Here is a 25756-nt window from a genome sequence, read left to right as displayed (position 1 = left end):
CCGGATGCTGATATGCATCGGGTTAACGGAGTGTGATACGCGCTTTATATGACAGATTAATGATGGTCACGTGGGGAAGGAGAGGAGAAATATTCGTCAATTTGCCTTTATGCAGGCAATAAAAAAGCCAGCGACAGGCGCTGGCTTCAGAAGGCAGAGTGACAATTACGAGCTGGTATTTGCCGCTGCTGCTGGCGCTGCAGGTGTTACCGGCGCGGCAGGTGCAGCTGGCTCAGTGGCTGGCTGCTGCGGCTGCTGCGGCTGAGTAGCATCGCTGCTTGCACCCTGTGGCGTTACCGGCGTCATTGGCTCTTCCTGAGGAGCAGCCTGTGAATTTTCGGGTACCGGAACAGGCGCAGTCTGGACATTGTTTTCCACACCATTCACTTTTACTGGCATACCGGTACGGCTCTGAATCGCGGCATTAACCTGATCCTGATTCACGCTGGCATCAACCACAATTTTGCTCACGGCCTGAGTCAGGGTAATCGGCACCAGCTCACGTGAGTTGAACTGCTCTTCAGTGGTCGACAGTGGGTTATGCACTTCCACATAACGTGAACCGTCCGGCTCTACAGTCGCTTTCACGGGCTGATCAACGAACTGTACGCGTGTGCCAACCGGCACATTCTGATACAGCCATTTGATATCGTCAGCACGCAGACGCACACAGCCATGGCTCACGCGCAGGCCGATGCCGAAGTTGGCGTTGGTGCCGTGAATCGCATAGAGACGACCAATGTAAAGCGCGTAAAGGCCCATTGGGTTATCCGGGCCTGCCGGGAACACCGCTGGCAGCGTTTCGCCGCGAGCCGCGTAGTCCGCATGCATACCTTTGGTTGGCGTCCAGGTCGGGCCATCTTTCTTACGTTCTACCGCGGTAGTCCAGCTGATCGGCGTATCTTTACCCAGTTCACCGATACCAATTGGCAGAACCACGACGGTTTTGCTGCCCTTCGGGTAGTAGTAAAGACGCATCTCCGCGCTGTTAATCACAATGCCTTCACGCGGTGCGTCAGGCAGGATCAGCTGCTGTGGGATGATCATTTTGCTGCCAGCCTTTGGCAGATAAACGTCAACGCCCGGATTGGCTTCCAGCATATTGCTGAGGCCCATCTGGTACTGTGCCGCAAAAGCTTCCAGCGGCAGTTTGCTGTCTTCAGGAACAGTAATTTCGATATTTTCCCCGATCAGACGGCTGTTGGCCGGCGGCAACGGGTAAACCACAGCAAAGGCTGACTGGCTGAACGCCGCCAGAGCCAGTGCGATTGAAGCGAAAGCGCGAATGATTTTCATATTTTACAATTCTTTATCGCCATATTTCAGGCTGTTCAGTGTGTCGAATTCATGCTGGCCAATGTGACCTGCTGCGCATTATATGTTCATTAAACTGACGTTGTGAATCGGGATTTTAACCTCCCTGCAATACTTTACGTAATTTCAGCGCGGATGTTAGCGCATTTCCGTGAATCAGGAGGGTAAAAATGGGGCTTTCCGGGGTTACCACCGATTAAGGTTGCCACTGCGTCTGTTCGCCACTGAGTTTGCGGTTCAGGAAAAAGGCGGCACTGATCAACGCCAGATGTGTCAGCGCCTGCGGTGTATTCCCCAGCGCATGGCCGTGACTGTCAAACTCCTCGGCATAAAGGCCCAGCGGATTGGCGTAGCTCAGCAACTTCTCGAATTCAAAATGCGCCTCCTGAATCCGCCCTGCGCGTGCCAGACATTCGACATACCAGAAAGAGCAGGCGCCAAACGAGCCTTCCGATCCTTTAAGACCGTCGGCGGGCGTCTCATGCGTATTGTAACGCCTCACCATACCATCACTGACCAGGTTGGCTTTGATCGCATCCAGTGTGGCAATCCAGTCCGGATCGGTGGCACCAACAAAGCGTACCAGCGGCATCAGCAGCATGGAGGCGTCAAGGTATTCGCCATGCCGGGTCGAAGAGAAGTGACCGCGTTCGCTGTTCCAGAAGTTCGCCCAGATATCTTCGCGGATCTCACGGCGTGCCCGATCCCAGCGCTCGTAAGGCATCGGCAGGGATCGCTTCATGCCGAGACGCAGCGCACGATCCATCGCTACCCAGCACATCAGACGTGAATGCAGGAAATGCTCCGGTTCGCCGCGCATCTCCCAGATACCGGCATCGGGCTGATCCCAGTTATCGCTTAGCCAGTCGATCATTTTGACCACATGTTGCCAGCCGCGCTGAGAGATCGCCTCGCCATATTTGTTGGCCAGATAGACCGCATCCATCAGTTCGCCATAGATATCGAGTTGCGTCTGCTGCCAGGCATCATTGCCGATGCGCACCGGTCGGGAGTCGGCATAGCCGGAGAGATTCAGTAATTCCATCTCATGCAACTCAGTGCCGCTGTCGAGACGGTACATCACCTGCAGGCGCATCTCATCATGATGGCTGTTTTCAACGCAGCGACCCACCCAGTGAGTAAAGTGTTTAGCTTCATCGATATAACCCAGCCGCATCAGCGCATACATGCTGAAGGACGCGTCGCGGATCCAGGAGGCGCGATAGTCCCAGTTGCGTTCGCCACCCAGTTCTTCAGGCAGACCAAACGTTGCCGCCGCCGCAATGGAGCCGTGCTGATACGAAGTCAGGAGCTTCAGGACCAGCGCCGAACGCTGCACCATTTCACGCCAGCGTCCCTGATAGGTGCTGTGGCTGCTCCAGTGTCGCCAGTAATTCAGTGTCTCTTCAAAGCAGTGTTCAGTGGCCAGCGCTTCGATATGCGCATCATCCACGCTGCCAAATTCGAACTGCGCATATTCGCCGGGCTGTAACGTGAAGTGGGCTGTCGCACTCTCATCCTCCAGCGTCATCACCACCGAGGCTGCAAGGCGCAGCGACGGCTGGCCCTCAGCATGAAAGTCGATACAGCCATTATGCGCTTCTGCACGGGTCTGCGCCCGGGCATAGTCGTGGCGGGGCGAACAGCGCATCTGAAAGGTGGCACTGCCGCGGACCATTTTGAGCCGACGGATCAGGCGCGGCATCTTATCCCTGTCATCACAAATCGGCATGTAGTCGGTGATTTCTGCCACGCCTTCATCATCCAGCCAGCGGGTCTGCAGGATGTTGGTGTCGGGCAGGTAGAGTTGCTGACGTCGTGCATTGGGCCAGTCAGGAGCCAGAGAGAAAAGTCCGGCGTCATCGCTATCGAGCAGGGCGGCAAAGACCGACGGGCTGTCAAGTTCAGGCCAGCAAAGATAATCAATGGTGCCGTCATTGGCGATCAGCGCACAGGTGCGCAAATCGCCAATGACACCGTGGTCTTCAATCTTACGTTTTACCTTACTCATTCTCATCTCCCTGTCAGTGTCCCTGCTAACTATAGCTGAGCTATTCGATGCGGCTTCGGTTGGGCACAGATGGTTAACGTAAGGTTGAATAAGGCAGGGAAGGGAAAGCGCGTAGAACAGGGAAGGTGAAACTGACGACGTGGTCAGCAGGGTGCCCGGGCGCTGATGCGTGTCTGGCGACCCTGCTGACGTTCACTGCCAGTGACGCCTGCTGGCAACGGCGTTGTTTATTTCATTTATTCCTGATCGGCCCGACGGTTATGCCAGCGGCGGATGAACCAGCGCAGCACAAAGGCAAAGATGACCGCGCCCACCAGCCACAGCAGATGTTTCAGATGCTGATCGAGTTTGTGCAGCCACGGCGCGATGATGCCACCCGCGAAATAGCCGAGGGTCACGAAAATCACGGCCCAGATGGCCGCTCCGATAACGTTAAGAATGAAAAATTTCATTGGATTAAGGCGGCTGGCACCGATAATAATCGGGCCAATCAGCCGGAAGCCATACATAAAACGCACGCCAATCACAAACAGGCTGGGACGGCGTTTAATCAGTCGGTTCGCCTTGACTACTTTATCCTGATGCTTTTTAAAGCGGCGCAGGATTCGCGTGCCCCAGCGGCGGCCTACCCAGTAGAGCAACTGATCGCCGACAATGCCGCCACCCATCGCGGCCAGCACCACTCCGACGTAATGCAGCAGCCCCTCATGCGCGGCAACGCCGCCCAGCAATGTAAATGTTTCCCCTTCGGCAATACAGCCAATAAAAAGTGCCAGATAGCCGTACTGTGTAATTAATGCGTTGATATCCAGATGCAAAATGACTCTCCCTGTGCATTGGGTGATGGTTTCTTTCAGTCTATACGCGATTTGGCCTCCCTTCCGCCCGTGCACGATGGAGGGGGTTATTTACGCTGTTTTTTTGTCCGGTCACCACGAAAGTTTTACTGCCGTTTATACTTGAGAAGACGCTGCCCCCAAAGACGCATGCATCACCGGGCGGCCCATCGCATCAGAGGAGTGACTGTATGAACCATGTCTGGGGACTTCTGGCGCATCCGAACCAGGAAATGCGTCATATCAAGCAAGAGAATGAAAGCGTATCGCACCATTACACCCATCATGTTCTGCTGATGGCGGCGATCCCGGTGATCTGCGCCTTTATCGGAACAACTCAGCTGGGCTGGAATCTGGGCGACGGGCAATATGTGCAACTTAATCTGGCGACAGGGATCGGGTTGGGCATTCTGTTCTATCTGATTATTCTGGGTGGCGTGGCGGTAATGGGACGCGTGATTCACTGGATGGCGCGGGATTACCCTCAGCGTCCCGGCGTTCAGCGCTGTACGGTCTTTGCCGGTTACGTCGCTACGCCGCTGTTCCTGAGCGGACTTGTCGCACTCTATCCGCTGGTCTGGCTCTGTGTGCTGGCAGGTGCGCTGGCGCTGCTTTACACCGGCTATCTGCTCTATATCGGCATCCCCCTGTTTCTGAATATCGACCGCGAAGAGAGTCTGCGCTTTTCCGGCTCAACGCTGGCCATCGGCGTGCTGGTATTTGAAGTGTTACTGGCATTAACTGTCGTGCTGTGGGGATATGGACCGCATCTTTTCTGATAGACCTCTGCCGCCGCTCTGGCGGCAGTTCTCTTTTTACGCCCGGAAACAATCTCACCAGGAAATTTCTTAACCTTACGGGTATGATACCGCTGCCAGCCCGCGCTGCGAGTTTACTGAGGCGGGCGGCCTGTGTCGGTCTGACACAGTACATCTTCATAACCGGGTTTTTTTCTACGATGCCTGCAAAAATTCGTTTTACTCTGCTTTCGCTGGCGCTGCTCGTTTCAGGGCAGATTGTTTCACTTCCGGCGCAGGCGACTACCACACTGTCGCAACTTGCGCCTATCGCTCAGCCGCAGATCGCCTCTGGCAGTGCGATGATTGTCGACCTCACCACCAATAAAGTGCTCTTTTCCAGCCATCCCGATCGGGTCAGGCCTATCGCGTCGATCACCAAGCTGATGACGGCGATGGTCGTGCTGGATGCGCATCAGCCGATGAACGAGATGATACCTGTCGATATCAGCCAGACGCCGGAAATGCGTGGTGTCTTCTCACGCGTGAAGCTCAACAGTCAGATCAGCCGCCGTAATATGATGCTGCTGGCACTGATGTCCTCGGAAAACCGTGCTGCTGCCAGTCTCGCGCACGCCTATCCGGGCGGTTATAACGCCTTTATCCGGGCAATGAACGCGAAAGCGCGATCGCTGGGCATGAAACAGACCCGCTATGTCGAGCCGACCGGTTTGTCGACGCAAAACGTCTCAAGTGCACAGGACCTGGTTAAGTTGCTCAAAGCCACACGGGAATATCCGGAGCTGGGCGCGCTTAGCACCACGAAAGAAGAGACGGCGGTTTTTGCTCATCCGAGCTATGCGCTGCCGTTCCGCAACACCAACCATCTGGTCTATAAAAATGACTGGCATATTCAGCTGACCAAAACCGGTTACACGGATGAGGCAGGCCACTGCCTGGTGATGCGTACCATGATTAATAATCGTCCGGTGGCGCTGGTGGTACTGGATGCCTTTGGCAAATATACCCACTTCGCCGACGCTAACCGTCTGCGTAGCTGGATCGAGACCGGTAAAGCGGCACCGGTCCCTGCGGCCGCACTGGCTTATAAAAAACAGAAGTCGGGCCAGGTCGCCAGCAATGGTGCCAGCAGTGCCGGCGTCGAGTAAAAATAGCCGACATGTTGTATTGCGCGACAGGCATTGCCTGCAGGCTGAGCAGGATGCCAGAATAGAATGTGGTCAGAGGCTTCAGGCCCTTTTTTGCCTCTGACCGCCCGGAATCAGCCCCAAAAAATGCCCGTTATTCCTATATTGCCCTCCCTTGCAAAGCCCTACACTACGCGCGACTGGCGAGGGAAGATCGCCTGATTTAAGCTGCCGGAATCTTACTCATATGTTTATACGATCCTTTTTTGCATTGTTAATGCTGGCGCTGGTGGGGTTTGCCCCGGCGCTGGCGCTGGCCGCGGATAATACGGCCACGCCTGCTCAGGAACAGGATGCGCCACCGAAGCTGAATGCTGCGGTGGAACTGCCGAAAATGCAGAAGATCCTCGATAAAATTAAAAGTCAGGTCTCCGTCGATGCCGGCGAAAACAAGCTGACACAGCTGAATGAAATGGCGCTGGAACTCTCTGGCAGTGCCGATACGCTCGGGCAGGCGCTGGTACCCGATCGCCAGCAGGTCGATGCACAGCTGGGTGTACTTGGCCCGGCCCCGAAAGCCGACAGTGGGGTGAAAGAAACCCCGGAAGTGACACGCAAGCGTAACGCGCTTGAGAGCCAGAAAGGCAAACTCGACGACCAAATCAAACAGGCAGAAGGGATTAAAAATGGCGCGCTGATGCTCTCCTCGCAGATTGTTAACCTGCGTCGTGATCAGCTGAAAAGCCAGCTGGCGTTGAACTCCGGCAGCATCCTTGGTGCACGCTTCTGGTCACCGTTGCTCAATAGCCAGGATCTGGATGGTGAGAAGATTGGTGAGTTCCTGCAGGAGTTGCAGGATACCGCGGCACTCTCATGGGAGCCGGGCTGGCGCGTGGGCAGTGTCTTCTGGCTGCTGGCGGCATTGCTGGTGATGACGGTCGGTCGTCGCTACAGTGAAGAGTTTCTGGCCTGGGTCAGCATTAATAAACTGCCGGAAGGAAAACTGCGCCGCAGTTTCCTGGCGGCAGCGGTAGCGCTGACTACGCTGGCGGCTGTTGTCCTCACCTTTAACTTTCTCTCTCTGGCCTTTACCCGCCGGGATGAGGTCTCTGAAAACGTTCAGGACTTTGTTGATCGTCTGGTGCAGCTAAGCGTCTTTTGTGGCCTGATTGCCGGACTGGGGCGCGCATTCCTCTCTACCCGCAGGCCCAGCTGGCGCTTACCGGCTATCTCCAATGAAGTGGCGATGGCATTAAAGCCGTTTCCACCCATCACCGCTGTGCTGGTGTTTATCTTCCAGACGGTCGAGGCGTTTAACTACAGCGTCGGCACCAGTCTGAATACCACCATTTTTGCCAATGGCCTGACGGCACTGTTGATTGGCAGTACTGCACTGGCGATCAGCATGCGCACCAACCGCGTACGCCGTCGCCTGACCCAGGCGGGCACACCGCCGGAAGCACGCTCAACGCTGGTCGGGCTGATTCAGATGGGCCTGACGCTGACCGCGGTTGCCATCCTCGTGTCGCTGCTGATCGGTTACGTTACGCTGGCGCGCTTCCTGAGTTATGAAGTGATCTGGTGCGGTCTGCTGTTTGGTTCGTTCTACTTCCTGAGTCACCTGCTCAAGGATGGTTGTGAGAGTCTCTTTTCGACCAGTAATGCCACCGGTCGACGCATTCAGAGTTCACTTAACATCAATGAGCGTCATTTGCAGCAAACGGCTACGCTGCTGACGGCCATCGGTAAAACCTTCCTGGTGCTGGTGGTGGCGCTGGCGCTGGTCAACGGCACCTTTGCCTCTTCAACGCCGATTGAGCTGCTGCAAAAAGTCATTGAGTTCTGGGGCGGTAAAGGCCTCGAATCCCTGAACATTGTGCCAGCGCATATGGTGAATGCGATAATTTGCCTGATTGTCGGCATCTATGTGCTGCGTTCGGTGCGTCGCTGGCTTGATACCGATTTCCTGCCAAAAACCACCATGGATGTGGGGATGCGGGTGTCGCTGGTGACGCTGTTCAGCAACATCGGTTATGTGCTGATTATTCTGCTGACCCTGTCGATTATGGGGCTGCAGTGGAACAAGCTGGCCTGGATCGTCAGTGCGTTGTCGGTTGGTATCGGTTTTGGCTTACAGGAGATCGTGAAGAACTTTATCTCCGGTCTGATTCTGTTGACCGAGCGGCCAGTGAAAGTCGGCGATCTGGTGAGCATCAGCGGCATTGAAGGGGATATTCGCCGGATTAATGTGCGTGCCACGGAGATTCAGCTGGGCGACAAATCCACCGTGATTGTGCCGAACTCGCAGTTTATCTCGCAGAATGTGCGCAACGCGACAATGGGTAATGCGCAGGGTGTGGTCACCATTACGCTGACCTTCCCGCTAAATATCGATCCGGTAAAGGTGCGCGATATTCTGCTGGAAGTTTATAACGAAAACGAACGTATTCTGGAAACACCTGAGCCATCGGTTTCGTTTAAAGATCTGACCCAGCAAGGGATTGTCCTGAGCGTCACCGGTAATGTTGCCGGTCAGCGGCAGATAGCAGGAGCGAAGAGCGATCTGCTGTTCGATATTCTGACGCGTCTGCGTAAAGAGGGCATTCTGCTCTCCACTCCGCAGACCATGATTATTGAGCGCCGTCAGCAGATAGCAGATGTGGAGCCGGTACCCGAAGAGAAGCTGGTTTAAAAGAACCCGTTTCAGAGGTGAAAGGGCCGACGTCTGTCGGCCTTTTTTATGTCCAAAACACGGGCTTTTAAGCCTGTTTTCTCACTCCCGCTGACTACAACGTTTCCTCACGGCTGGTGCGCTGGCCATCGCTGCTCACCGACCGAATGGCGACAGTACCGTTGACCTGCGGCGGTCTGTTGGCGTCGTAGCGCTGCCAGTTCTCACCCTTGTCCAGGCTGTATTCCAGCGTAATGCCAGGCAATGCCACGTTCATCAACAGAATACCATCAGCAATTTTTGCTCCCGGTACGGGCAGGCGATAATCAATACCCGCTTTATCCAGTTTTGCCAGTTCCCGTTGTCCCAGCAGGTTGGCAAATCGCTGCCAGTCGTTCAGAAGCGCCTTCTGATCAACAAGTTGTGTTTTGCCACCGGTATACTCCTCACCCGGCTGATAGTCCCGCTCCCAGCTGGCGCGGTGCCAGCTGCGTTCTGCGACTGAAAGGAGGCGAGGATAGTTCATGTACTCCATTTGATCGTCAGTGCGCACGGTCTCGCTCCACAGCTGGGCCGAAATACCATAAGCCCCTTTCCAGGGTTTCGCGGATTTGGCGCTGAAAACGTTACCGTCGCGATCTACCGAAGTTTCAGCATTCTGCGGCAGGTTGTCCGGTGCGAAGCCAAAAATTTTTCGCTCATCGTTGAAGCGAGTGCCCCAGTAATAGCCGCGCTCCAGTGGGTTAACTTCATACGGGAAGTCCAGATAGAGGTAGTCAGGGCTGGAGATGACTACGTCGTACCCTTTCTGTGACCAGTCACCGGCGCTGTCAAAACCGCCCCAGTAGAGGGTATCCCAGAAGTTGACTGCGACACGCGGCGTCGCGAACTCTCCGGCATGTTTGACATCTTTCAGGCCATCCTGCCAGGCCTGCATTTTGCCAATACCGTGCCGGTTCACGATTTCGTTCACGGTCAGGGCAAAATAGCTCGGCAGATGGGCCAGATCTTCCACTTTGCCGCTTTTCACCAGTGCCTGACAGGCCTGTGATTTTGCCCATGGCAAATCTTCGCGGCTCAGGTCTTGCAGACCGGTACCCGGTTTTGGACTGTTTTTGTCAGAGTAGCCTGCGCCCAGCCGGATATTCTTCGCTTCATCACCGCCAAAATGCCAGACGCTGAGTGGCTGGCCTGCCTCCTGGTGCATCGCCTTGATTTCACCAATCACTTTGTCCACGAAGCGTTGTGAACTTTCAATGCAGGGGTTGAGATAGCTGGTACGGTCGTAAAACTGCACTGAGGTGGTTTTGGAGTTATCGGTCGGATCGATCAGGCGCCAGGCGTTAGCCTCGTCAGGTTTCCCCTCCTTCATCAGCCGCTGATAGCGCGCTTCCATTGAGATGACCGCCGCCCGGGCATGGGCGGGCATGTCAATTTCCGGGATGACCTGAATGTGGCGCGCCTGCGCATATTTAACAATCTCTATATAGTCAGCGCGACTGAAATAGCCGCTGCCATTGTTATCACTGAAGGGGCCGGAACCCAGTTGCGGCAGCAGACACTTTTGTTCGGAAAGATCATGACAGCGTTTCGCACCCACTTCCGTGAGTTCCGGTAAGCCGGGAATCTCAATCCGCCAGCCTTCATCATCACTGAGGTGGAAATGGAAACGGTTCATCTTCCACGATGCCATCTGATCAAGCTGTCGCATCACCGCCTGTTTACTGTGGAAGTTACGGGCAACGTCAAGGAAGGCACCGCGATAAGCAAAGCGCGGCGCATCATGGGCTTCCAGCGTGGCAATCCGTGGCGCGCCCTCTGAGGGGACCAGTGACAGAATCGACATCAGACCGTAGAACGCACCGGCAGCGTCGTAGCCGACTATGCTCGCACGGCGGGAAGTAATATCGAGGTCGTATGCGCCCGATATCGCTTTTTTGCCGCTAAAGTGACCCGGTTTGACCTGCGTGTTAATAGCGAATCCATCAGGCGATTCTTTGAGGCCAAGCAGTGCCATACGCTGTCTCACTGCCTCAGCGGTTTCACGGCTCAGTCCAGTCAGTGACAAGGTGACGCCAAGGCTGAGATCGGCATCCTGCGAACGAAGTTTAACGTCCAGCGGCGTGGGTGTGATTTGCCCCCGCAATGCTGAGGCTGGCAGGGTGGCGACATCGCTGTTTTTCTCAAACCGGCTGACAGGCTGCATCAGGACGTTATTGTCATCGGCACTGCGTCGCCAGTGGTTATCCAGCGGCAATACAAACTGGCTGGGATCTTCGTAGTCTGTGCTGGCAATAATTTTTGGCGTCGCCTCACCGGAGGTGACATACCAGCGCGGCATCACATCAGTCACGAACAGTTGCCAGTATTCGTTAACGATGGGGATCTGCACTGATTCGCCCGCGCCAATACCCGTGAATTTCTCTGTTGGCTCCAGTCGGGTTAAGTCTCCGACCAGATGCGTCAATCTAAACTGATCGTTATCGACCCGCAGCGTCTGGCGGATGTTGCTCATGTAGATGGCCCAGTTTTTGTCGGTCAGTGCAGGGCCGTTATTGGTCAGCGTGATAATGGCGCGGTTACAGGAGGCAAAGTCGGCGCCTAACGCGGCGCAATCTGTACCGTGCAGTCCCGCCTGGTTGTCTGTTACCTGATAGGTCACGCCAAACTGGCTGATTTGATCAACCACCTTCTGCTCTGACGAGCTGGCGTGGCCTGTGGCGGTAACGCTCAGCAGAGTGAGCGCGATAAGGCTTAACTTGAACATGTTGATTCATCCTTAATGGTGAAAATAGTTCCGAAAGTCCGCAGGGCGTCAGAACAGCGTAAACGGCGCAATAACAATAAATTTGATGTCCTTCTCGTCCTGGAAAATGTTGTTGTATCCGTTGCTGAAGCTGGGCAGGTCGCTGTGATTTTTGTAGCGGGTATAGTGAAGATGGAACTGGGTATCTTTGGCCCGGCCCTGCTGGATTTGATAGATCAGATCAAGGTTCCAGGCCGACTCTCTCAGTCGCTGACTCTGGTTAACGGTGGGGAGCGTGGCGGGTTTTGCATCCCAGCCCCAGACGTAAGATGCGCCGGCTTTCCAGCCCGTCAGCTGCCACGGCGATAAATCGAGCATCGCGCCCGCAAAGATCGCTTTTTCACCATTGGCGTTCCAGTCAGAACGCGAATCCCACCAGATATCCATTCGTCCGTTGGAGGTGGCGTAGCCCGGCGTCATGCGCTGCAGGAAAAAGCCCTGATTCCCTTCAGCTTTAACCCAGCTGCCTTCAAGTCGGAGATCCACCGGGCCGACGGTATAACCGACGGTGATCGCCTGTAACCAGGCCAGGCCATCATAGACATCACGCGGGTTTGCGGCGCCCCCCGAGACTTTGTCGCGTGCGCCATAAAACTGATAGCTGGTGCGCAGTTCGTTACCACCTGGGCTGGCAGACCAGGATGCTTTGGCAAAATATTGATCCATATAATGTGCGGCCTGACCAAATGCACCTTCAAGCACCAGATTATTTTTGAAGTCATATTTCATGCCGAACGAATGCAGGTAGCTGACAGGCGTTTTATTATCAGCCTGCCGGAAATCATATAAATCACGATACCAGGGGGCTTTATATTTATCGGTCCACATCCAGGAGAGTGATAATGCGCCTGCTTGCTGGAAATCATAAAGTGCACCCGTTTCAAATCCGCGATAGGTGCCGGGCAGGAAACTCCAGTGAGGCGCAATCAGTGTCTGTCCGGTTGGCTGGATATAACCCGCGCGTAACCAGTAGTCGTTATGTTTTAATTTCAGTGCGGCTTTATAAACCGATGCGCCACTGCTGTCGCCATTCCATTTTTCATTCCAGCGGGAATGCGATTTACTGAAGCCAATTTCATTGGGTGCGGCGGGACCGCTATTGGAAAGTTCAACGGCGCCAAACACGGCGAGGTCCATGCCAATCCAGTCCCCGGCATAGCCGGACTGATAGTCGAGGTTACTGTTGAGTGAAGTATGGTGTAAATTAGCCTGGTACTCTCCCTGATGCTGACTGGCGGGATCGCTCTCTTTTCGGTCTCGCTGTCGCTGCCAGTAAAAAACATTTCCTGTCAGCGTTGAGTCGTCAACAAATCCGGCAGCATAGGCTGGCGTTGATGACATTGCCGTTACGCCTGCTGACAGCGCTATTATTTCCATCAATGCTAATGTGTAGTTTTTTTTAGACATGGAAGATCCTGCCCTGAGGTAAATTAATATTTGTGGTTTTTTATTTTTGTGTCGTGAATATATTTTTCGCGACGCGAATTATCAATTGTCAGGGTGATTTTTTGTGAGGCGTTGCGCATAACCCAGAGACATAAAATAATGTGGGTTCAATATGGGAGGATGGGTTAATTTTTTATTAAAATATTATTAGCAGACAAGGTAAGGGCAATCGGTAATCAGGGAAAGCAGTCAGGCTGGATTAAGTGATGACTATTTCATTAACTGAATAACCAAATAGTCTGCAGGTTTTATGGGGTCTGCTGGTTCGGCTGTTTTGAACGTCAGCCTGCAGAGAAGGGCAGGCTGACAGATAACAGCGAGTTAAACCTGTTTCACCGCCCAGCCTTTTTGCTTGCTGGTTTTGCCAATGCCGGGATTGAAGCTGTTAGTCGGATCGAGCCGGCGATAGAACGCCGCCAGTTGCGGTTTCGCCTGATAGAGATGCCCAACGTTATGTTCAGCGGGATATTCCGCGCCGCGCGCCTGAAGGATCTCCAGCATCTGCGCTTTCAGCGCGTGCACATCGACCCCTTTTCTGACGATGTAATCCTGATGGAAGACATGACAGAAGAAGTGACCATAGTAGAGGCGATGGCTTAAAGATGCGCGAATCTCATCGGGCAGAGTTTCAAACCAGTCCGCATCGTTGCGACGCAGGGCGATATCCAGCGCCAGAATATCCTCGACCTCATCGGCATGCACCGCGTGGTAGCGCACGGCCGCACCTGCCGCCGCGAAGCGATGCAGAAAGGCGTGCGCACCTTCTTTGCCTTCACACTCAAAGAACTCGCCGCCGCCTTCGCGGAAGTAGTCACGCAGGAACTGACGCGCTTCTGCCACGCCGTCGCCCGACATCTTCAGCATCAGATGATGTTCATATTTATCGCGATACTGCTTCATGCGTTTGGGCAGATGCGCCGGAAACAGTTTACTCAGGCGCTGCAGCAGGCGATCGCTGAAGTGCGGTTTAACGAAGGAGAGCTTGTTCAGCCAGGCATCAATCCGCCCCTTCAGCGTGAAAAACAGCGGCATCTTATCGGTGCCCAGCTTGTCGATCATCAGGAAGGTGTCTTTGCCATAGACTTCCGCAATGTCATAGATGTCGCGGTGCATATATTCGCCCGCCACCGGCAAATGAGTAAAATGCGCCAGCATGTGACGGCGGATATCGTTGAGCACAGCGGGTTCGTTAGTGCCGATGTAAAACACCTGCTGCTGCGGTTCAGTGGGGAAGGTATCAAGTCGCACCGCGAAGACCGCCAGTTTCCCGGCACAGCCGGATGCTTCGAACAGACGACGCGCATCAGCGTTGTAACGCGCTGGCGTATCGGCATCAACTTCACGCACCCGGTCTGCATATTCATGATCGGAAGCGTGACGGCCATCGTGCTGCACATCTTTAGGCTGCCAGCGATCGTCATCCAGTCGCCCCAGAATCTCTTCCGGCGACGTTCCCAGATCGATGCCGAGATGGTTAACCAGCTTCAGTCTTCCCTGTGCATCAATCTGAGCAAACAGGGCCATTTCGCTGTAGGCCGGGCCGCGCTTAATCAGCGATCCGCCGGAATTATTGCAGATGCCGCCCAGCACCGAGGCACCAATACAGGAGGAGCCAATCACCGAGTGAGGCTCGCGCCCCAGCGGCTTCAGCGCTTTTTCCAGCTGATAGAGTGTACTGCCGGGGAACGCCAGCACCTGCTGGCCACTGTCAATCAGCTGAAGCTTATCGAGTCGCAGGGTACTGACGATCACCAGCGGGCGATCGTAATCGTCGCCATGCGGCGTTGACCCTTCGGTCAGGCCGGTATTGGCCGCCTGCATCAGGATGATGACATCCGCATTCACCAGCGTTTGCAGTACCCGCCAGAGCTCCAGCAGCGTACCAGGAAACGCCACGGCCAGCGCGTCACCTTCGCCGGAGCGAAAGCCTTTGCGATAGCGGGCGGTCTGTTCAGGTTCTGTCAGCAGATGAGAGGGGCCGACCAGGCGGCGCAGGTCAGAAAGCAGGGCAGAGGTTTGTGTCATGAGCAATTCCCTTGTCTTATCAGTGCGTCCTAACTGTAGCACGTCAACTGACCACAACGCAGTGTGACCCTGACCGCTACCTGCTATTCTCATCTTGTGGCACACTGCCGCCTGTTAATTCGATATTGCGCAGTTACTTAAGAGAACCCAACCTGATGAAATGGATTTGCTCTGTTAGTCTCGCTGTCTCCCTCGCGATGCAACCCGCTTTAGCTGAGACAGTGCAAGGTAACCACCCGATGACCGAACAGGCGCGGGATGCCTTCGTTAACCAACTGCTTAAAAAAATGACGCTGGACGAGAAAATCGGCCAGCTGCGTTTAATCAGCGTCGGACCTGATAATCCGAAAGAAGTGATTCGCGACATGATTCAGAAGAGTCAGGTTGGCGCGATCTTTAATACTGTGACCCGTCAGGATATCCGCGCGATGCAGGATCAGGCGATGCAGCTCAGCCGCCTGAAAATCCCGCTGTTTTTCGCCTACGACGTTATTCATGGCCAGCGCACCATTTTTCCTATTCCTTTAGCCCTGGCGTCGAGCTGGGATCTGGATGCGGTGAAAGAGGTGGGGCGCGTCTCCGCCTATGAAGCGGCCGACGATGGGCTGAATATGACATGGGCACCGATGGTGGATGTCAGCCGCGAACCGCGCTGGGGTCGTGGTTCCGAAGGTTTCGGTGAGGATACGTATCTCACCAGCGAAATGGGTCGCAGCATGGTGCAGTCGATGCAGGGAAAAAGCGCGGCCGATCGCTACAGCGTAATGACCAGCGTGAAGCATTTCGCACTCTATGGCGCAGTGGAAGGGGGACGCGACTACAACACCGTGGACATGAGTCCGCAGCGTATGTTCCAGGACTATCTGCCGCCCTACAAAGCCTCACTGGATGCGGGCAGCGGCGGCGTGATGGTGGCGCTCAACTCCATCAATGGCGTACCGGCCACGGCAGACAGCTGGCTGCTGAAAGATCTGCTGCGTGATAAGTGGAAATTCAAAGGCATCACCATCAGCGATCACGGTGCGATTAAAGAGCTGATCAAACATGGCGTCGCCAGCGATCCGCAGGAAGCGGTGCGCATCGCTCTGAAGTCGGGCGTCGATATGAGCATGAGCGACGAATATTACAGCAAGTATCTGCCTGCGCTGGTGAAGAGCGGCGACGTTACCATGGCTGAAATTGATGATGCGGCACGGCATGTGCTTAACGTCAAATATGACATGGGCCTGTTTAACGATCCCTACAGCCATTTAGGTCCGAAAGAGAGTGACCCGCAGGATACCAATGCGGAAAGCCGTCTGCATCGGGCTGAAGCGCGCGACGTCGCGCGTAAAAGCATCGTGTTGCTGAAAAACCGTCTGGAAACGCTGCCGCTGAAAAAATCGGGCACCATTGCCCTGATTGGTCCGCTGGCAGACAGTCAGCGCGACATTATGGGCAGCTGGTCTGCGGCGGGCGTGGCGAAGCAATCCGTTTCGCTGCTGCAGGGCATGCGCAATGCCACCGAAGGCAAAGCGACGCTGCTGTATGAGAAGGGCGCGAACGTCACCGACAACAAAGGGATTCAGGACTTCCTGAACCTCTATGAGCAGGCTGTTTCTGTTGATACGCGTTCACCGCAACAGATGATTGATGACGCGGTCGCTAAAGCGAAGCAGGCCGATGTGGTGGTCGCCGCCGTGGGTGAAGCGCAGGGTATGGCGCACGAAGCCTCCAGCCGCAGCGATCTGGTGATCCCGCCGAGCCAGCAGAAGCTGTTAGCCGCGCTCAAAGCTACCGGTAAGCCGCTGGTGATTGTACTGATGAACGGCCGCCCGCTGTCGATAGTGAACGAAGATCGCATGGCTGATGCCGTGCTGGAAACCTGGTTCAGTGGCACCGAAGGTGGCAACGCCATCGTCGATGTGCTGTTCGGTGACTATAACCCATCGGGCAAACTGCCGGTCTCCTTCCCGCGTTCAGTGGGTCAGATTCCGATTTACTACAACCATCTGCCAACTGGCCGGCCTTACAACTTTGCGAAGCCGAACAAGTACACCTCGCACTACTATGATGCGGTTAACGGCCCGCTCTATCCGTTTGGTTACGGCCTGAGCTATACCACGTTCACCGTGTCGCCGGTAAAAATGTCTTCACCGACCATGCCGCGTAATGGCAGCATTGAGGCCAGCGTAACGGTAACTAACAGCGGTAAGCGTGATGGTGCGACGGTGGTCCAGATGTATCTGAACGATCCGGTCGCCTCTATCAGCCGTCCGGTGCAGGAGCTGCGTGGTTTCAAACGCATCATGCTGAAAGCAGGCGAGTCGCAAACCGTGACCTTTAAGATCGACGTCGATGCGCTGAAATTCTGGAACCAGCAGATGCAGCATGTTGCCGAGCCAGGCAAATTCAACGTGATGATTGGACTCGACTCCGTGCGTACTCAGGATGCGCAGTTCAACTACCAATAACCGTCAGCCTTTCCCCTGAATGCAGGGGAAGGTGATGCGGCGCGTCGTTAGCGTCCTGCTATCGCGCGTCGCATCATATCCACTATCAGAGCCGCTATGATTAATCTGCGTGACCGCATTCAGCAGCAGGTCTTCCGCCTTAATGGTCTGTCGATGAATGAATTTGACCTCTCTCAACCGCCAGGCGATCCCGGCCTGTATGGCCCGGACAGCGTGATCTGGCGCGTCCACGGTGATTTCACCTCCATGATGTGCGGCGGGATCAGCGCGCTGCTGTTGCAGATGCTGCATCCAGCGGCGCTGGCGGGCGTCTGGGATCACTCCAATTTCCGCGAAGATATGATGGGCCGCCTGCGGCGCACCAGTCAGTTTATCGCCGTGACCACCTACGGGAATTCGCAGGATGCCCGGACGCTGATTGAGCGGGTGAAACGCATTCATCTGAAAGTCAGCGGCGTCGACAGCGAAGGCAAACCTTATGCCGCCAGCGATCCACATCTGCTGACCTGGGTGCATGTGGCGGAGACCAGCCGTTTTCTGGCGGCCCATCTGCGCTATAAAAATCCGCAGCTCAGCCGCGCCGAACAGGATCAGTACTATCAGGAAGCGGCGCAGATTGCCGAGGCGCTGGGCGCGGAGAAGGTGCCGAAAAGCGTTGTTGATGTGGCGGATTACCTGCAACAGATGCGAGCAGAGCTGCGCTTTGATGAGCGTACCGCCGAAGTGACGCGATTGCTGATGAACGCCCCTGCACCGAGCTGGCAGGCGAAACCAGTGATGAAGATCATGCTGAAATCAGGCTTCGGGCTAATGCCAGCCTGGGCGCAGGCGATGTCCGGTAGAGAAATCGGCCGCTTTGAGCAGGCGATCATTGACCAGAAGATTAATGTCATCGCGTTGGGGTTGAGATGGTCGATTCAGCGCGGAGCGTGGTATCGGGCGATGGTAAGGATGGGGAGAGATCCGCACTGAGGTGACTGGTATCTTTTTTACTCGTTTTTTAAGTAAGTCAGATGGTTAAGTTTTATCAGCATAACGACGCGGGTTCAGTGCTTTAAAAGTAACCCTACAGGCGCTTTTATGGCTTCCCGCAGAACCGAAAATGTCACGCGAGAGCAAGCAGCGTTTCCTGAAGCTATGACCACGAAAAAGCAGGTTATGCTCTGACGTTTATAGTCTGTTCAGGCTTCTGCATGTCTTACACTGATAATCTTTTGTACAGCAGTTTCAACAATTGATCGTTCCGGGCCAGCCATAAAGCTTACAGGCTGAGACAGATTATGGCTGTTTCTCCAGGCCTGGTTTCCAGCAAAGGATAAGTTGGGCATATCCGTGAGCGGTTATAATAAGTATTTTCTTTTGACTAACGACTCTGGGGGAAAAGTGTTTTCTGACAGCAAGAACATTCCGATACTTAATTCTCTGACCGGCTATCAGCTCTCCCGCTTGCATACTTTTGAGTGTGTTGCACGGCGATTATCATTTGCGCTTGCTGCCGAGTAGTTATTCGTTAGCCCAAGCGCGGTGAGCCATCGTATCAGCCAGCTTGAAAAAGAACTGGGTTTCAGCTTGTTTTACAGGCTCCATCGTAAAATAGCTCTCACGCCTGAAGGAGAACGGATGCAATGGGCACTAAAAAATTCTTTTAATCTTTTAAATCAAGAGGTTAATTACATAAGGAATAGCGGGCTTACAGGTGATCTGACTGTTTATTCACATCCGTCTATCGTTCAGTGCCTTCTTCTTCCTCATCTTAATAAGTTTATAGAACAGAATCCTGCCGTTCAGCTGAAGATTCTGACCGGACTTGAAGCCATTAATCTGGCTAATCGGGGAGTAGACCTGGCAATATACTTCGGAAAACCTTCGTTTTCTGAAAGCTATACAGAAGAGATCTTCATGAAAGAAGCCATAACGCCGGTCTGTACTCCGCGGTATGCCAGAAATCATGGTCTTTATAACAATCCCGAAAAACTGTCAGATTGTATCTTTCTGCACGATCGTTTTAACTCAGGTGAAAATGAATGGGCAAATTGGTCAAGTTTTTTTCAGCTGGATATTGATACTGATCTAAAAGGAATATCCTTTGACCGTTCTGATTTGGCTCTGATTGCAGCTTCCCGGCATCTTGGTATTGCGATGGGAAGAATTAATCTTGTCCAGGAATGGACGGAAAGAGGAGAATTAATTTTTCCTTTCCCGGGCATGCTGATGCCCGTAGAGCACTGTTACTTCAACTGCATAATATCCGACAGGCAGTGGCCAAAAATCATGGCTTTTAAGCGATTCCTGAGTTGTCTGCCTGATGTATATTAATATTTTTTTTTAGCCCAGGTGTCGGGGCTATACCAGGAAATAAGATTGCACCTGAAGATTTTTCCATGTTTAAAATAATCGATATGTGACCTGGTTTCGTTCCATGCTATTGCTGTATCGTCGCCAAATCGAAGTATCTCAATACGTTGATTTTTTGCAAGACTAAACCATTTTCTATTTCTCATGATTTCAAAGCTGGCATTGTCACTCAATGTGATGAGAGGCGCACCGTGAGAGTAATTTGTTACCTGAATCATAATGTTATTACCTCCAGTGCAGTTTATATTATAACTTAAAATATCGTAATTCATTCTACTGACTTATTTTTTGAATGCTGTTGATGCGTTTTTACTGTAATAAAAAGCAGGCCAATAATAAGCAGCACTGTGCCAGCAATAAAGTTGGCCTGAACTTTTTCATGCAATATTATTATGCCCGAAAGTATTCCGAAAAAAGGTGTCATAAATGTCAACATTGAAAGTGAGGCTACCTGATAATTTCGCAGCAGGCTGAACCACACAAGATAACTGATTACTGAAACAATTAATGTCTGGAATATCAGGCTTCCATATGCCACTGTACCTGGCTTGAAATGATAACCATCATTAAAGAGCGATATGGTCATTAGAATGATAAATGCACCTGAAAGCTGATACAGCAGGGTCTGTTTGGCTGAGCACACAGAAAGTGGCGTTGTACGTATAACTACGGTAGTGCATCCCCAGGCCAGGCCAGCAAGTAGTCCGCACAAATCGCCATAATTAATGCTGTCAAAGCCAGCATGAGCGACTGTATTGATCATGCTTACCACCAGCCCAAAAAATGCAATCATCACACCAAACCACTGTCGGGCAGTAAGTTTTTCTTCGGCAGAAAAAATATGCAAGCCTACAGCCGAATAGAGTGGAGCAGTATAAAGAAGTACCGCCATATGCGATGCGCTGGAGTAGCGTAGTCCTTCAGAAAGAAAAAAAAATTCCAGCGCAAAGAGGACTCCTGCACAAACGCCTGCGAAGAGTGTTATTTTCTCCATTGAAAATTTTTCTCCTTTAATCTTTGCATAAACGTATATTACTAATGCCGCGAGACCGGATCGCATAGCAATCTGCAGAGTGAGTGAAACCTCTTTTTCGGCAGCCTTGATTGCAACCTGCTGTAGTCCCCATACAAAGCAGATGAGCGTCATGATCATGATCGCTTTGCTGTTTAAAGGTAAACGCATAATATTTTCTTTAACTCCAGGCTATAGGCGATATCAGGCGTGTCCGGATATCATAATTCGTTTGTATGAACGAAAAATTGTGAGTTTTTTATTTTTAGCGCTGATTCAGGATGGTGCGTTATATTTTTAACATCTTTCCGGTATGGATATTCGCGTTTCTTTGTCCGCTTTCGTGTTATTTCATTTTTCCTGCAGTGTTACGGGGGAATAGGGTAATTGTTAATGGTATTATTATTGAAAATATTAGCGTTCAGGATGCGCAGAATGACATTCTGCAATACAGGTCGGGGATTGCAAAACTACTATAATCAGATGTGCCGGATTCAACCTTCCGCTTTGGTTACATGGATTTAGTTCGATAGGGATATTTAACTTTTTTTTGCCTTAAGCTTCAAATGATATATATCATGCTTTACATGATCTGAATTCATCTCAAGGGTAATATCATTTCTTTGAGGATTTCCGAGCTATTTGAAAAAAGGATGCAGTTAGCCACAGCTGATTTTTTATGATTGATATTTGCTCAGTTTCTGCATAGGAACATCAGGCAGTCGGATTTACGCATAGGGCCGGTCATTATCGATGCAAACAGACGCTATTCTTTTAGAAAGCCCTGTATGGTTTTATGATTAGCATGAGGCGATGATCGTCTCATCCTGTGTTAAAACCTTAGTCTTTTTTTAAATCGCATCGCTCTAGAATTTCACACTGTTTATCCGGGTCGTGTAAAAGTGTTTTTGGTACAAGAATCCTTCATCAGCTCCTCGCTCTACATCATCCTGAGATGCACTTTGAGACTATTACCCTTGTCTCATATCGCCGTAGCCAGGATCCTGCTCTATTCTCGGGGAAAATGGATTCCTCCAGGCTTTGTCGAGGCACTATGACGTACAAATCCCTGATTGCTGAAGTCCACAATCAGCAGCGCACACTGACCGCAATTGTCGAACAGGATGAGCGCACCGCCTATTTTTACATCTGGCCCACCGACCTGTTCCGCAGTCAGTATGCTGTGCGCGGCTGCTGGCTGCGAAACCTGCTGCCTGCGCCGGCGCAGGAAGACCGCGAGGCGATGGAGCAAGGCATAGCGCCGCTGCTCAGCGCAGAGTATTGCCGTAATCTGGAAGCGGAACCCGCACTGGACCCGGCCGGTCTGCAGATCCTGTGGGAGCCTTCTGATGATGGTGCAGCACTGTGGTATTACGGCCAGCTGCTGGCTGTCATCCCTGGCTGGAGCCTCTATCAGGAGAAACAGGTGAGTTTCTCCGCAGGCTGCATCAAAAAGAACCGGCTGACGGCCCCACTGGGGTCAGCATCAACCAATGACTACTATGCCCGTGCAGAGCATCAGCGTCAGTTCTGGCGAGAATGGCACGACGGCAGCGAGTGGGATAAGGTCCAGCAGGATCTCATGGCCTGCTATCAGGCTCGTTTCGGTGAGTCGGTGAAATATTACGCGATTGATCAGGGTAGCTGGCCGCCAATGGCAATCTCGCAGCACTGGCATCAGGGCGTCTGGTATTTCCTGACGCTTGGCATGAGTATCCGGCCCATGCCGCAGGTCGATTATCTGTTTGATGAGCTGGCACCGCAGTATCGACGTATCGAACTGGGTATGGCGGTTGACGGTGAAATCATGACGGAAGGCAATGCGGTGCAGATGGCCAGCGCATTGGCGGAATTTGTACATCTGCCCTGGGCGCGTCTCACCTGGCTGGGCGAGGGCCATACGCTGGCGTCAGAAGTGGCACCGGTCGGCTTTGAAAGCTTCCTGTTGGCGAATGAACTGGCAACCGAAAAAGGGCAGTTCACGCTGCCCAAGCGTGATGGCGATCGCCCGACGCTGCTCTGGACAACGCCGATTACTGAAGCGGAGCGGCAGTTCGCGCAGGCCGATGAACACGGCGGCCAGAAGTTACGGGAGTTGTTAACAGCAGACGGTAACGATCACGTTTTCCGTCCACGCCAGCAGGTGGTCGATTCGCCAGAGTAGCTCAGCAATGACGCGCCTGTAGACACTTTCCCCGGCGGCTGTTGGGGAGGTGATAGTCCCGGAGTGAAATTAAATTTCACATAAATCATACATTTCTTAAATATGTGATCCCGCCCATCTCAAGTTCCCCTTAAGCGAGCCGTTAACCCGAATAAGGCAATCGCGCCGTACCAGGGGCAGGGGCATGAAGATGTTCAAAACAACACAATCCCGCTTTACCGCAACAATGATCGCATTCTTTGTTGCGCTTTTACTCGTTACAGTCTGGGTGATTAATCAGTTCGTCGCACCACAGCTCGTCGACAGCGAAAGCCGTCTGGTTCGCTATCAGGTTGATTCACTGGCCTCTGGCATCGTTGAACAGATGAACCGCGTGCAGGCTCAGCAGCGTGCGATTACCGAAGCGGCCTCCGTTATGGACAGCGCGACTATCGACACCCTGTTACCGACGCTGGTAAACCAGTATCAGGACAGCAATGTGTTTGGGGGCGGTATCTGGCCACTGCCAAACCGTCGTGATCCGGCCAAAGAGAAAGACAGCAGCTTCTTTGCCCGTAATGCCAGCAATGAACTGCAGGTCAATACCTACTGGAACTCCGACGCCGCCGACAAATACTGGGAGCAACCCTGGTATAAAGATGGCATGGCTGCTGCAAAAGGGCAGTGTGCCTGGGCTAAAGCCTATCAGGATGCCGCCAGTCCGCAGCCGCGTACTAACTGTGCTATGGCCATCTACAAAAATGGCACGGCCTGGGGTGTTGCCACTATCGACGTCACGCTGGGGTTCTTTAATCAGCTGGCGAAGCAGATGGGTGAAACCATTCATGGCAACGTGCTGATTGTTGAAGCCGACGGCAAAGTCGTGGGTAATGGCGCACTGGTCAATGCCGCACCGAAGCTGGAGAACCTGGCTGACGTGCAGATGCCGATGGCAGCACCGCTTAAAGCGCTGCTGAACGGTGTTGGCAGCCAGCCGCTGGAAACCACCTATGACAGCAGCGAAGGCGAGCAGACCCTGTTCGTTCAGGCGATTCCTGGCAGCCCGTGGTATCTCGCCAGTAGTCTGCCGACCAGCCTGCTGAAAGCGCAGTCGCATAACATGCTGACCCGACTGGGCCTGGTGCAGATTCCTCTGGCGGTAATCCTGCTGCTGGTGTCGCTGGGATTTGTCCGCGCCATGATGAAACGTCTTAACGCGCTGAACAGCAACATTGAAGCGCTCTCGACGGGTGGCGCCGATCTGACCCAGCGTCTGCCAGCCAGCAACAGCCCGGAGTTCAACGCCGTTGCGCAGAGCTTTAACCAGTTCATCAGCTATCTGCAGGGCCTGCTCCAGCAGGTGGGTGACAGCGCGCTGGCGATCACCGCCGCGTCGCGGGAAATTGCCAGCGGCAACGCCAATCTCTCGTCCCGTACTGAAGATCAGGCCAGCTCGATTGTCGAAACGGCTGCGTCGATGGAACAGCTGACCGGCACCGTCCGTCAGAATGCCGACAACGCGACGCATGCTAACCAGCTGGCAGGCGATGCCTCCCAGGTGGCTGCGCGTGGCACCGAAGTGGTCCGTCAGGTGGTCACCACCATGGGTGAGATTCATCACTCGTCCCGTAAAGTGGTCGATATCATCAGCGTAATCGACAGCATCGCATTCCAGACCAATATCCTGGCCCTGAACGCCGCAGTCGAAGCTGCACGTGCCGGTGAACAGGGTCGTGGGTTTGCGGTGGTGGCATCGGAAGTGCGTAACCTGGCACAGCGTTCAGCTAACTCGGCACGAGAGATTAAAAAGTTAATCGAAGAGTCAGTGGCGAACATTGATACCGGCAGCGCGCTGGTTGAACAGGCGGGTCAGACCATGGATGAGCTCATGCAGGGCGTGAGCAGTGTGACCACCCTGATGAGCGAAATCATGTCAGCCAGCCGTGAGCAGAGCATGGGTATCGAACAGGTCAACGTGGCAATTACCCAGCTGGATGGCACCACACAGCAGAACGCCGTGCTGGTGGAGCAGGTTTCCGCTGCCGCGCAGGCGATGGAATCACAGAGTACCCAGCTTGAGCGGGTTGTTCAGAGCTTCCGACTGTAATTCTCCTCCAGGCCAGCCTTGCTGGCCTGATTTCCCCTCTGCTTCATCCGCTTATCTCTGACGGACCTGGGTAAAAAATCCGCGATGATCCGCCCAAACTGCGTATTCTGTGCCAGAATAGTTGGGAATAATCTCAAGGAAACGCCATGTCTGCTATTGAAGTTATCCTCGTTGACCACCTCGATCGTCCCACCGGCAAAATGGAAAAGCTGGAAGTGCATGAAAAAGGATTGCTGCACCGCGCGGTGACGGTCTACGTCTTCAATTCCCGGCAGGAGCTGTTATTGCAGCGGCGCGCCAGTGATAAGTATCATTGTGGTGGTTTATGGAGTAACACCTGTTGTGGCCATCCTTATCCCCATGAATCGACCCGCGACGCCGCCGAGCGCCGTCTGCGTGAAGAGATGGGGATGACAGTGGCACTGACGCCGGTGTTTGAACTGAGCTACAACCTGAAGCTGAGCAATGGCCTGACAGAGCATGAATATGGTCATGTCTTTTTTGCGATCTGTGACAGCCTGCCGCAGCTTAATCCTCAGGAAGCAGATGCCTTTGATTATCGTCCGATGGCGATGATCGAGCAGCAGATGCAGCAGCAGCCACAGCAGTTCACGCCGTGGTTTTTGCATACCTTCCCGCGTATCCCGGATTATCTGGAGCAGTTTCCTTTTCCGGCCGTCACGGCATAAAAA

15 protein-coding genes and 1 pseudogene are annotated in these 25756 nt (G+C 53.5%); 9 read left to right on the top strand and 7 right to left on the bottom strand.

Going from position 1 to position 25756, the window contains the following annotated elements; translation table 11 throughout:
- Positions 1-165 precede the first annotated feature (165 nt).
- From H7K52_RS09910 to H7K52_RS09900, 3 genes are all read right to left on the bottom strand, one after another.
- Positions 166-1296 carry a L,D-transpeptidase family protein gene (locus H7K52_RS09910; protein WP_078804205.1) on the bottom strand — a complete coding sequence of 377 codons (1131 nt, stop codon included), beginning with the start codon at positions 1294-1296 and terminating at the stop codon, positions 166-168.
- Between the two features lie 214 nt (positions 1297-1510).
- The gene (locus H7K52_RS09905) at positions 1511-3325 is read right to left on the bottom strand and encodes a glycoside hydrolase family 15 protein (RefSeq protein WP_039659229.1); all 1815 of its coding nucleotides are present in this window, start codon (positions 3323-3325) and stop codon (positions 1511-1513) included.
- A 236-nt stretch (positions 3326-3561) separates the two neighbouring features.
- Entirely contained in the window at positions 3562-4143 is a 582-nt protein-coding gene (locus tag H7K52_RS09900; RefSeq protein ID WP_003851812.1) for a DedA family protein, read from the bottom strand.
- Between the two features lie 209 nt (positions 4144-4352).
- Here H7K52_RS09900 and H7K52_RS09895 point away from each other — a divergent pair, with 209 nt between their 5' ends.
- From H7K52_RS09895 to H7K52_RS09885, 3 genes are all read left to right on the top strand, one after another.
- Positions 4353-4940 (top strand): Yip1 family protein, encoded by a 588-nt coding sequence (locus tag H7K52_RS09895; RefSeq protein WP_008925064.1) that lies wholly within the window; start codon positions 4353-4355, stop codon positions 4938-4940.
- Positions 4941-5119: 179 nt separating this feature from the next.
- A complete protein-coding gene (gene pbpG / locus H7K52_RS09890; RefSeq protein WP_003851808.1) occupies positions 5120-6067 on the top strand; it encodes a D-alanyl-D-alanine endopeptidase in 948 nt (315 codons plus the stop codon).
- 226 nt (positions 6068-6293) lie between these two features.
- Complete coding sequence (locus tag H7K52_RS09885) at positions 6294-8738, top strand: DUF3772 domain-containing protein (protein WP_039659233.1); 2445 nt, start codon at positions 6294-6296, stop codon at positions 8736-8738.
- Between the two features lie 94 nt (positions 8739-8832).
- Here the strand turns inward: H7K52_RS09885 and H7K52_RS09880 are convergent, their stop codons facing one another.
- The 3 genes from H7K52_RS09880 to dld all read right to left on the bottom strand — a co-directional run bounded on the left by H7K52_RS09880 (position 8833) and on the right by dld (position 14994).
- Complete coding sequence (locus H7K52_RS09880) at positions 8833-11484, bottom strand: beta-N-acetylhexosaminidase (protein ID WP_182629992.1); 2652 nt, start codon at positions 11482-11484, stop codon at positions 8833-8835.
- Positions 11485-11532: 48 nt separating this feature from the next.
- Complete coding sequence (gene chiP / locus H7K52_RS09875) at positions 11533-12930, bottom strand: chitoporin ChiP (protein ID WP_182629991.1); 1398 nt, start codon at positions 12928-12930, stop codon at positions 11533-11535.
- Between the two features lie 360 nt (positions 12931-13290).
- Positions 13291-14994: a D-lactate dehydrogenase gene (dld, locus tag H7K52_RS09870; protein ID WP_003851802.1), complete on the bottom strand. Its 1704-nt coding sequence runs from the start codon at positions 14992-14994 to the stop codon at positions 13291-13293.
- A gap of 155 nt (positions 14995-15149) precedes the next feature.
- On the opposite strand from dld, the gene bglX reads away from it, so the two are divergent.
- From bglX to dsdC, 3 genes and pseudogenes are all read left to right on the top strand, one after another.
- On the top strand, positions 15150-17447 hold the full coding sequence (gene bglX, locus H7K52_RS09865; RefSeq protein WP_182629990.1) for a beta-glucosidase BglX: 2298 nt from the start codon (positions 15150-15152) through the stop codon (positions 17445-17447).
- Positions 17448-17543: 96 nt separating this feature from the next.
- On the top strand, positions 17544-18419 hold the full coding sequence (locus tag H7K52_RS09860; protein ID WP_140033587.1) for an oxygenase MpaB family protein: 876 nt from the start codon (positions 17544-17546) through the stop codon (positions 18417-18419).
- Between the two features lie 411 nt (positions 18420-18830).
- A pseudogene (dsdC, locus tag H7K52_RS09855) lies at positions 18831-19763 on the top strand (DNA-binding transcriptional regulator DsdC).
- Between the two features lie 307 nt (positions 19764-20070).
- On the opposite strand, the gene H7K52_RS09850 reads toward dsdC, so the two are convergent.
- The gene (locus H7K52_RS09850) at positions 20071-20985 is read right to left on the bottom strand and encodes a DMT family transporter (protein ID WP_182629989.1); all 915 of its coding nucleotides are present in this window, start codon (positions 20983-20985) and stop codon (positions 20071-20073) included.
- 883 nt (positions 20986-21868) lie between these two features.
- Between H7K52_RS09850 and H7K52_RS09845 the strand changes: the two genes are divergently transcribed.
- The 3 genes from H7K52_RS09845 (at position 21869) to idi (ending at position 25753) form a co-directional block, all read left to right on the top strand.
- Positions 21869-22978 carry a suppressor of fused domain protein gene (locus tag H7K52_RS09845; protein WP_003851794.1) on the top strand — a complete coding sequence of 370 codons (1110 nt, stop codon included), beginning with the start codon at positions 21869-21871 and terminating at the stop codon, positions 22976-22978.
- Positions 22979-23168: 190 nt separating this feature from the next.
- Positions 23169-25064: a methyl-accepting chemotaxis protein gene (locus tag H7K52_RS09840; protein ID WP_182630073.1), complete on the top strand. Its 1896-nt coding sequence runs from the start codon at positions 23169-23171 to the stop codon at positions 25062-25064.
- Between the two features lie 146 nt (positions 25065-25210).
- Positions 25211-25753, top strand: a complete 543-nt coding sequence (gene idi, locus H7K52_RS09835) for an isopentenyl-diphosphate Delta-isomerase (RefSeq protein WP_003851788.1) — start codon at positions 25211-25213, stop codon at positions 25751-25753.
- Positions 25754-25756: the final 3 nt, after the last annotated feature.

It is taken from the genome of Pantoea hericii (assembly GCF_014155795.1).
GTDB lineage: Bacteria > Pseudomonadota > Gammaproteobacteria > Enterobacterales > Enterobacteriaceae > Pantoea > Pantoea eucalypti.
Note: the sequence above shows the minus strand (reverse complement) of the source record. Positions and strands in the feature narration are given on the sequence as shown.

Bases quoted from the DNA above. Each gene is read 5' to 3' on its own strand.
- H7K52_RS09910 (WP_078804205.1), bottom strand. From the start codon at position 1,296: ATGAAAATCATTCGCGCTTTCGCTTCAATCGCACTGGCTCTGGCGGCG.
- H7K52_RS09905 (WP_039659229.1), bottom strand. From the start codon at position 3,325: ATGAGTAAGGTAAAACGTAAGATTGAAGACCACGGTGTCATTGGCGAT.
- H7K52_RS09895 (WP_008925064.1), top strand. From the start codon at position 4,353: ATGAACCATGTCTGGGGACTTCTGGCGCATCCGAACCAGGAAATGCGT.
- pbpG (WP_003851808.1), top strand. From the start codon at position 5,120: ATGCCTGCAAAAATTCGTTTTACTCTGCTTTCGCTGGCGCTGCTCGTT.
- H7K52_RS09885 (WP_039659233.1), top strand. From the start codon at position 6,294: ATGTTTATACGATCCTTTTTTGCATTGTTAATGCTGGCGCTGGTGGGG.
- H7K52_RS09880 (WP_182629992.1), bottom strand. From the start codon at position 11,484: ATGTTCAAGTTAAGCCTTATCGCGCTCACTCTGCTGAGCGTTACCGCC.
- chiP (WP_182629991.1), bottom strand. From the start codon at position 12,930: ATGTCTAAAAAAAACTACACATTAGCATTGATGGAAATAATAGCGCTG.
- dld (WP_003851802.1), bottom strand. From the start codon at position 14,994: ATGACACAAACCTCTGCCCTGCTTTCTGACCTGCGCCGCCTGGTCGGC.
- bglX (WP_182629990.1), top strand. From the start codon at position 15,150: ATGAAATGGATTTGCTCTGTTAGTCTCGCTGTCTCCCTCGCGATGCAA.
- H7K52_RS09860 (WP_140033587.1), top strand. From the start codon at position 17,544: ATGATTAATCTGCGTGACCGCATTCAGCAGCAGGTCTTCCGCCTTAAT.
- H7K52_RS09850 (WP_182629989.1), bottom strand. From the start codon at position 20,985: ATGCGTTTACCTTTAAACAGCAAAGCGATCATGATCATGACGCTCATC.
- H7K52_RS09845 (WP_003851794.1), top strand. From the start codon at position 21,869: ATGACGTACAAATCCCTGATTGCTGAAGTCCACAATCAGCAGCGCACA.
- H7K52_RS09840 (WP_182630073.1), top strand. From the start codon at position 23,169: ATGTTCAAAACAACACAATCCCGCTTTACCGCAACAATGATCGCATTC.
- idi (WP_003851788.1), top strand. From the start codon at position 25,211: ATGTCTGCTATTGAAGTTATCCTCGTTGACCACCTCGATCGTCCCACC.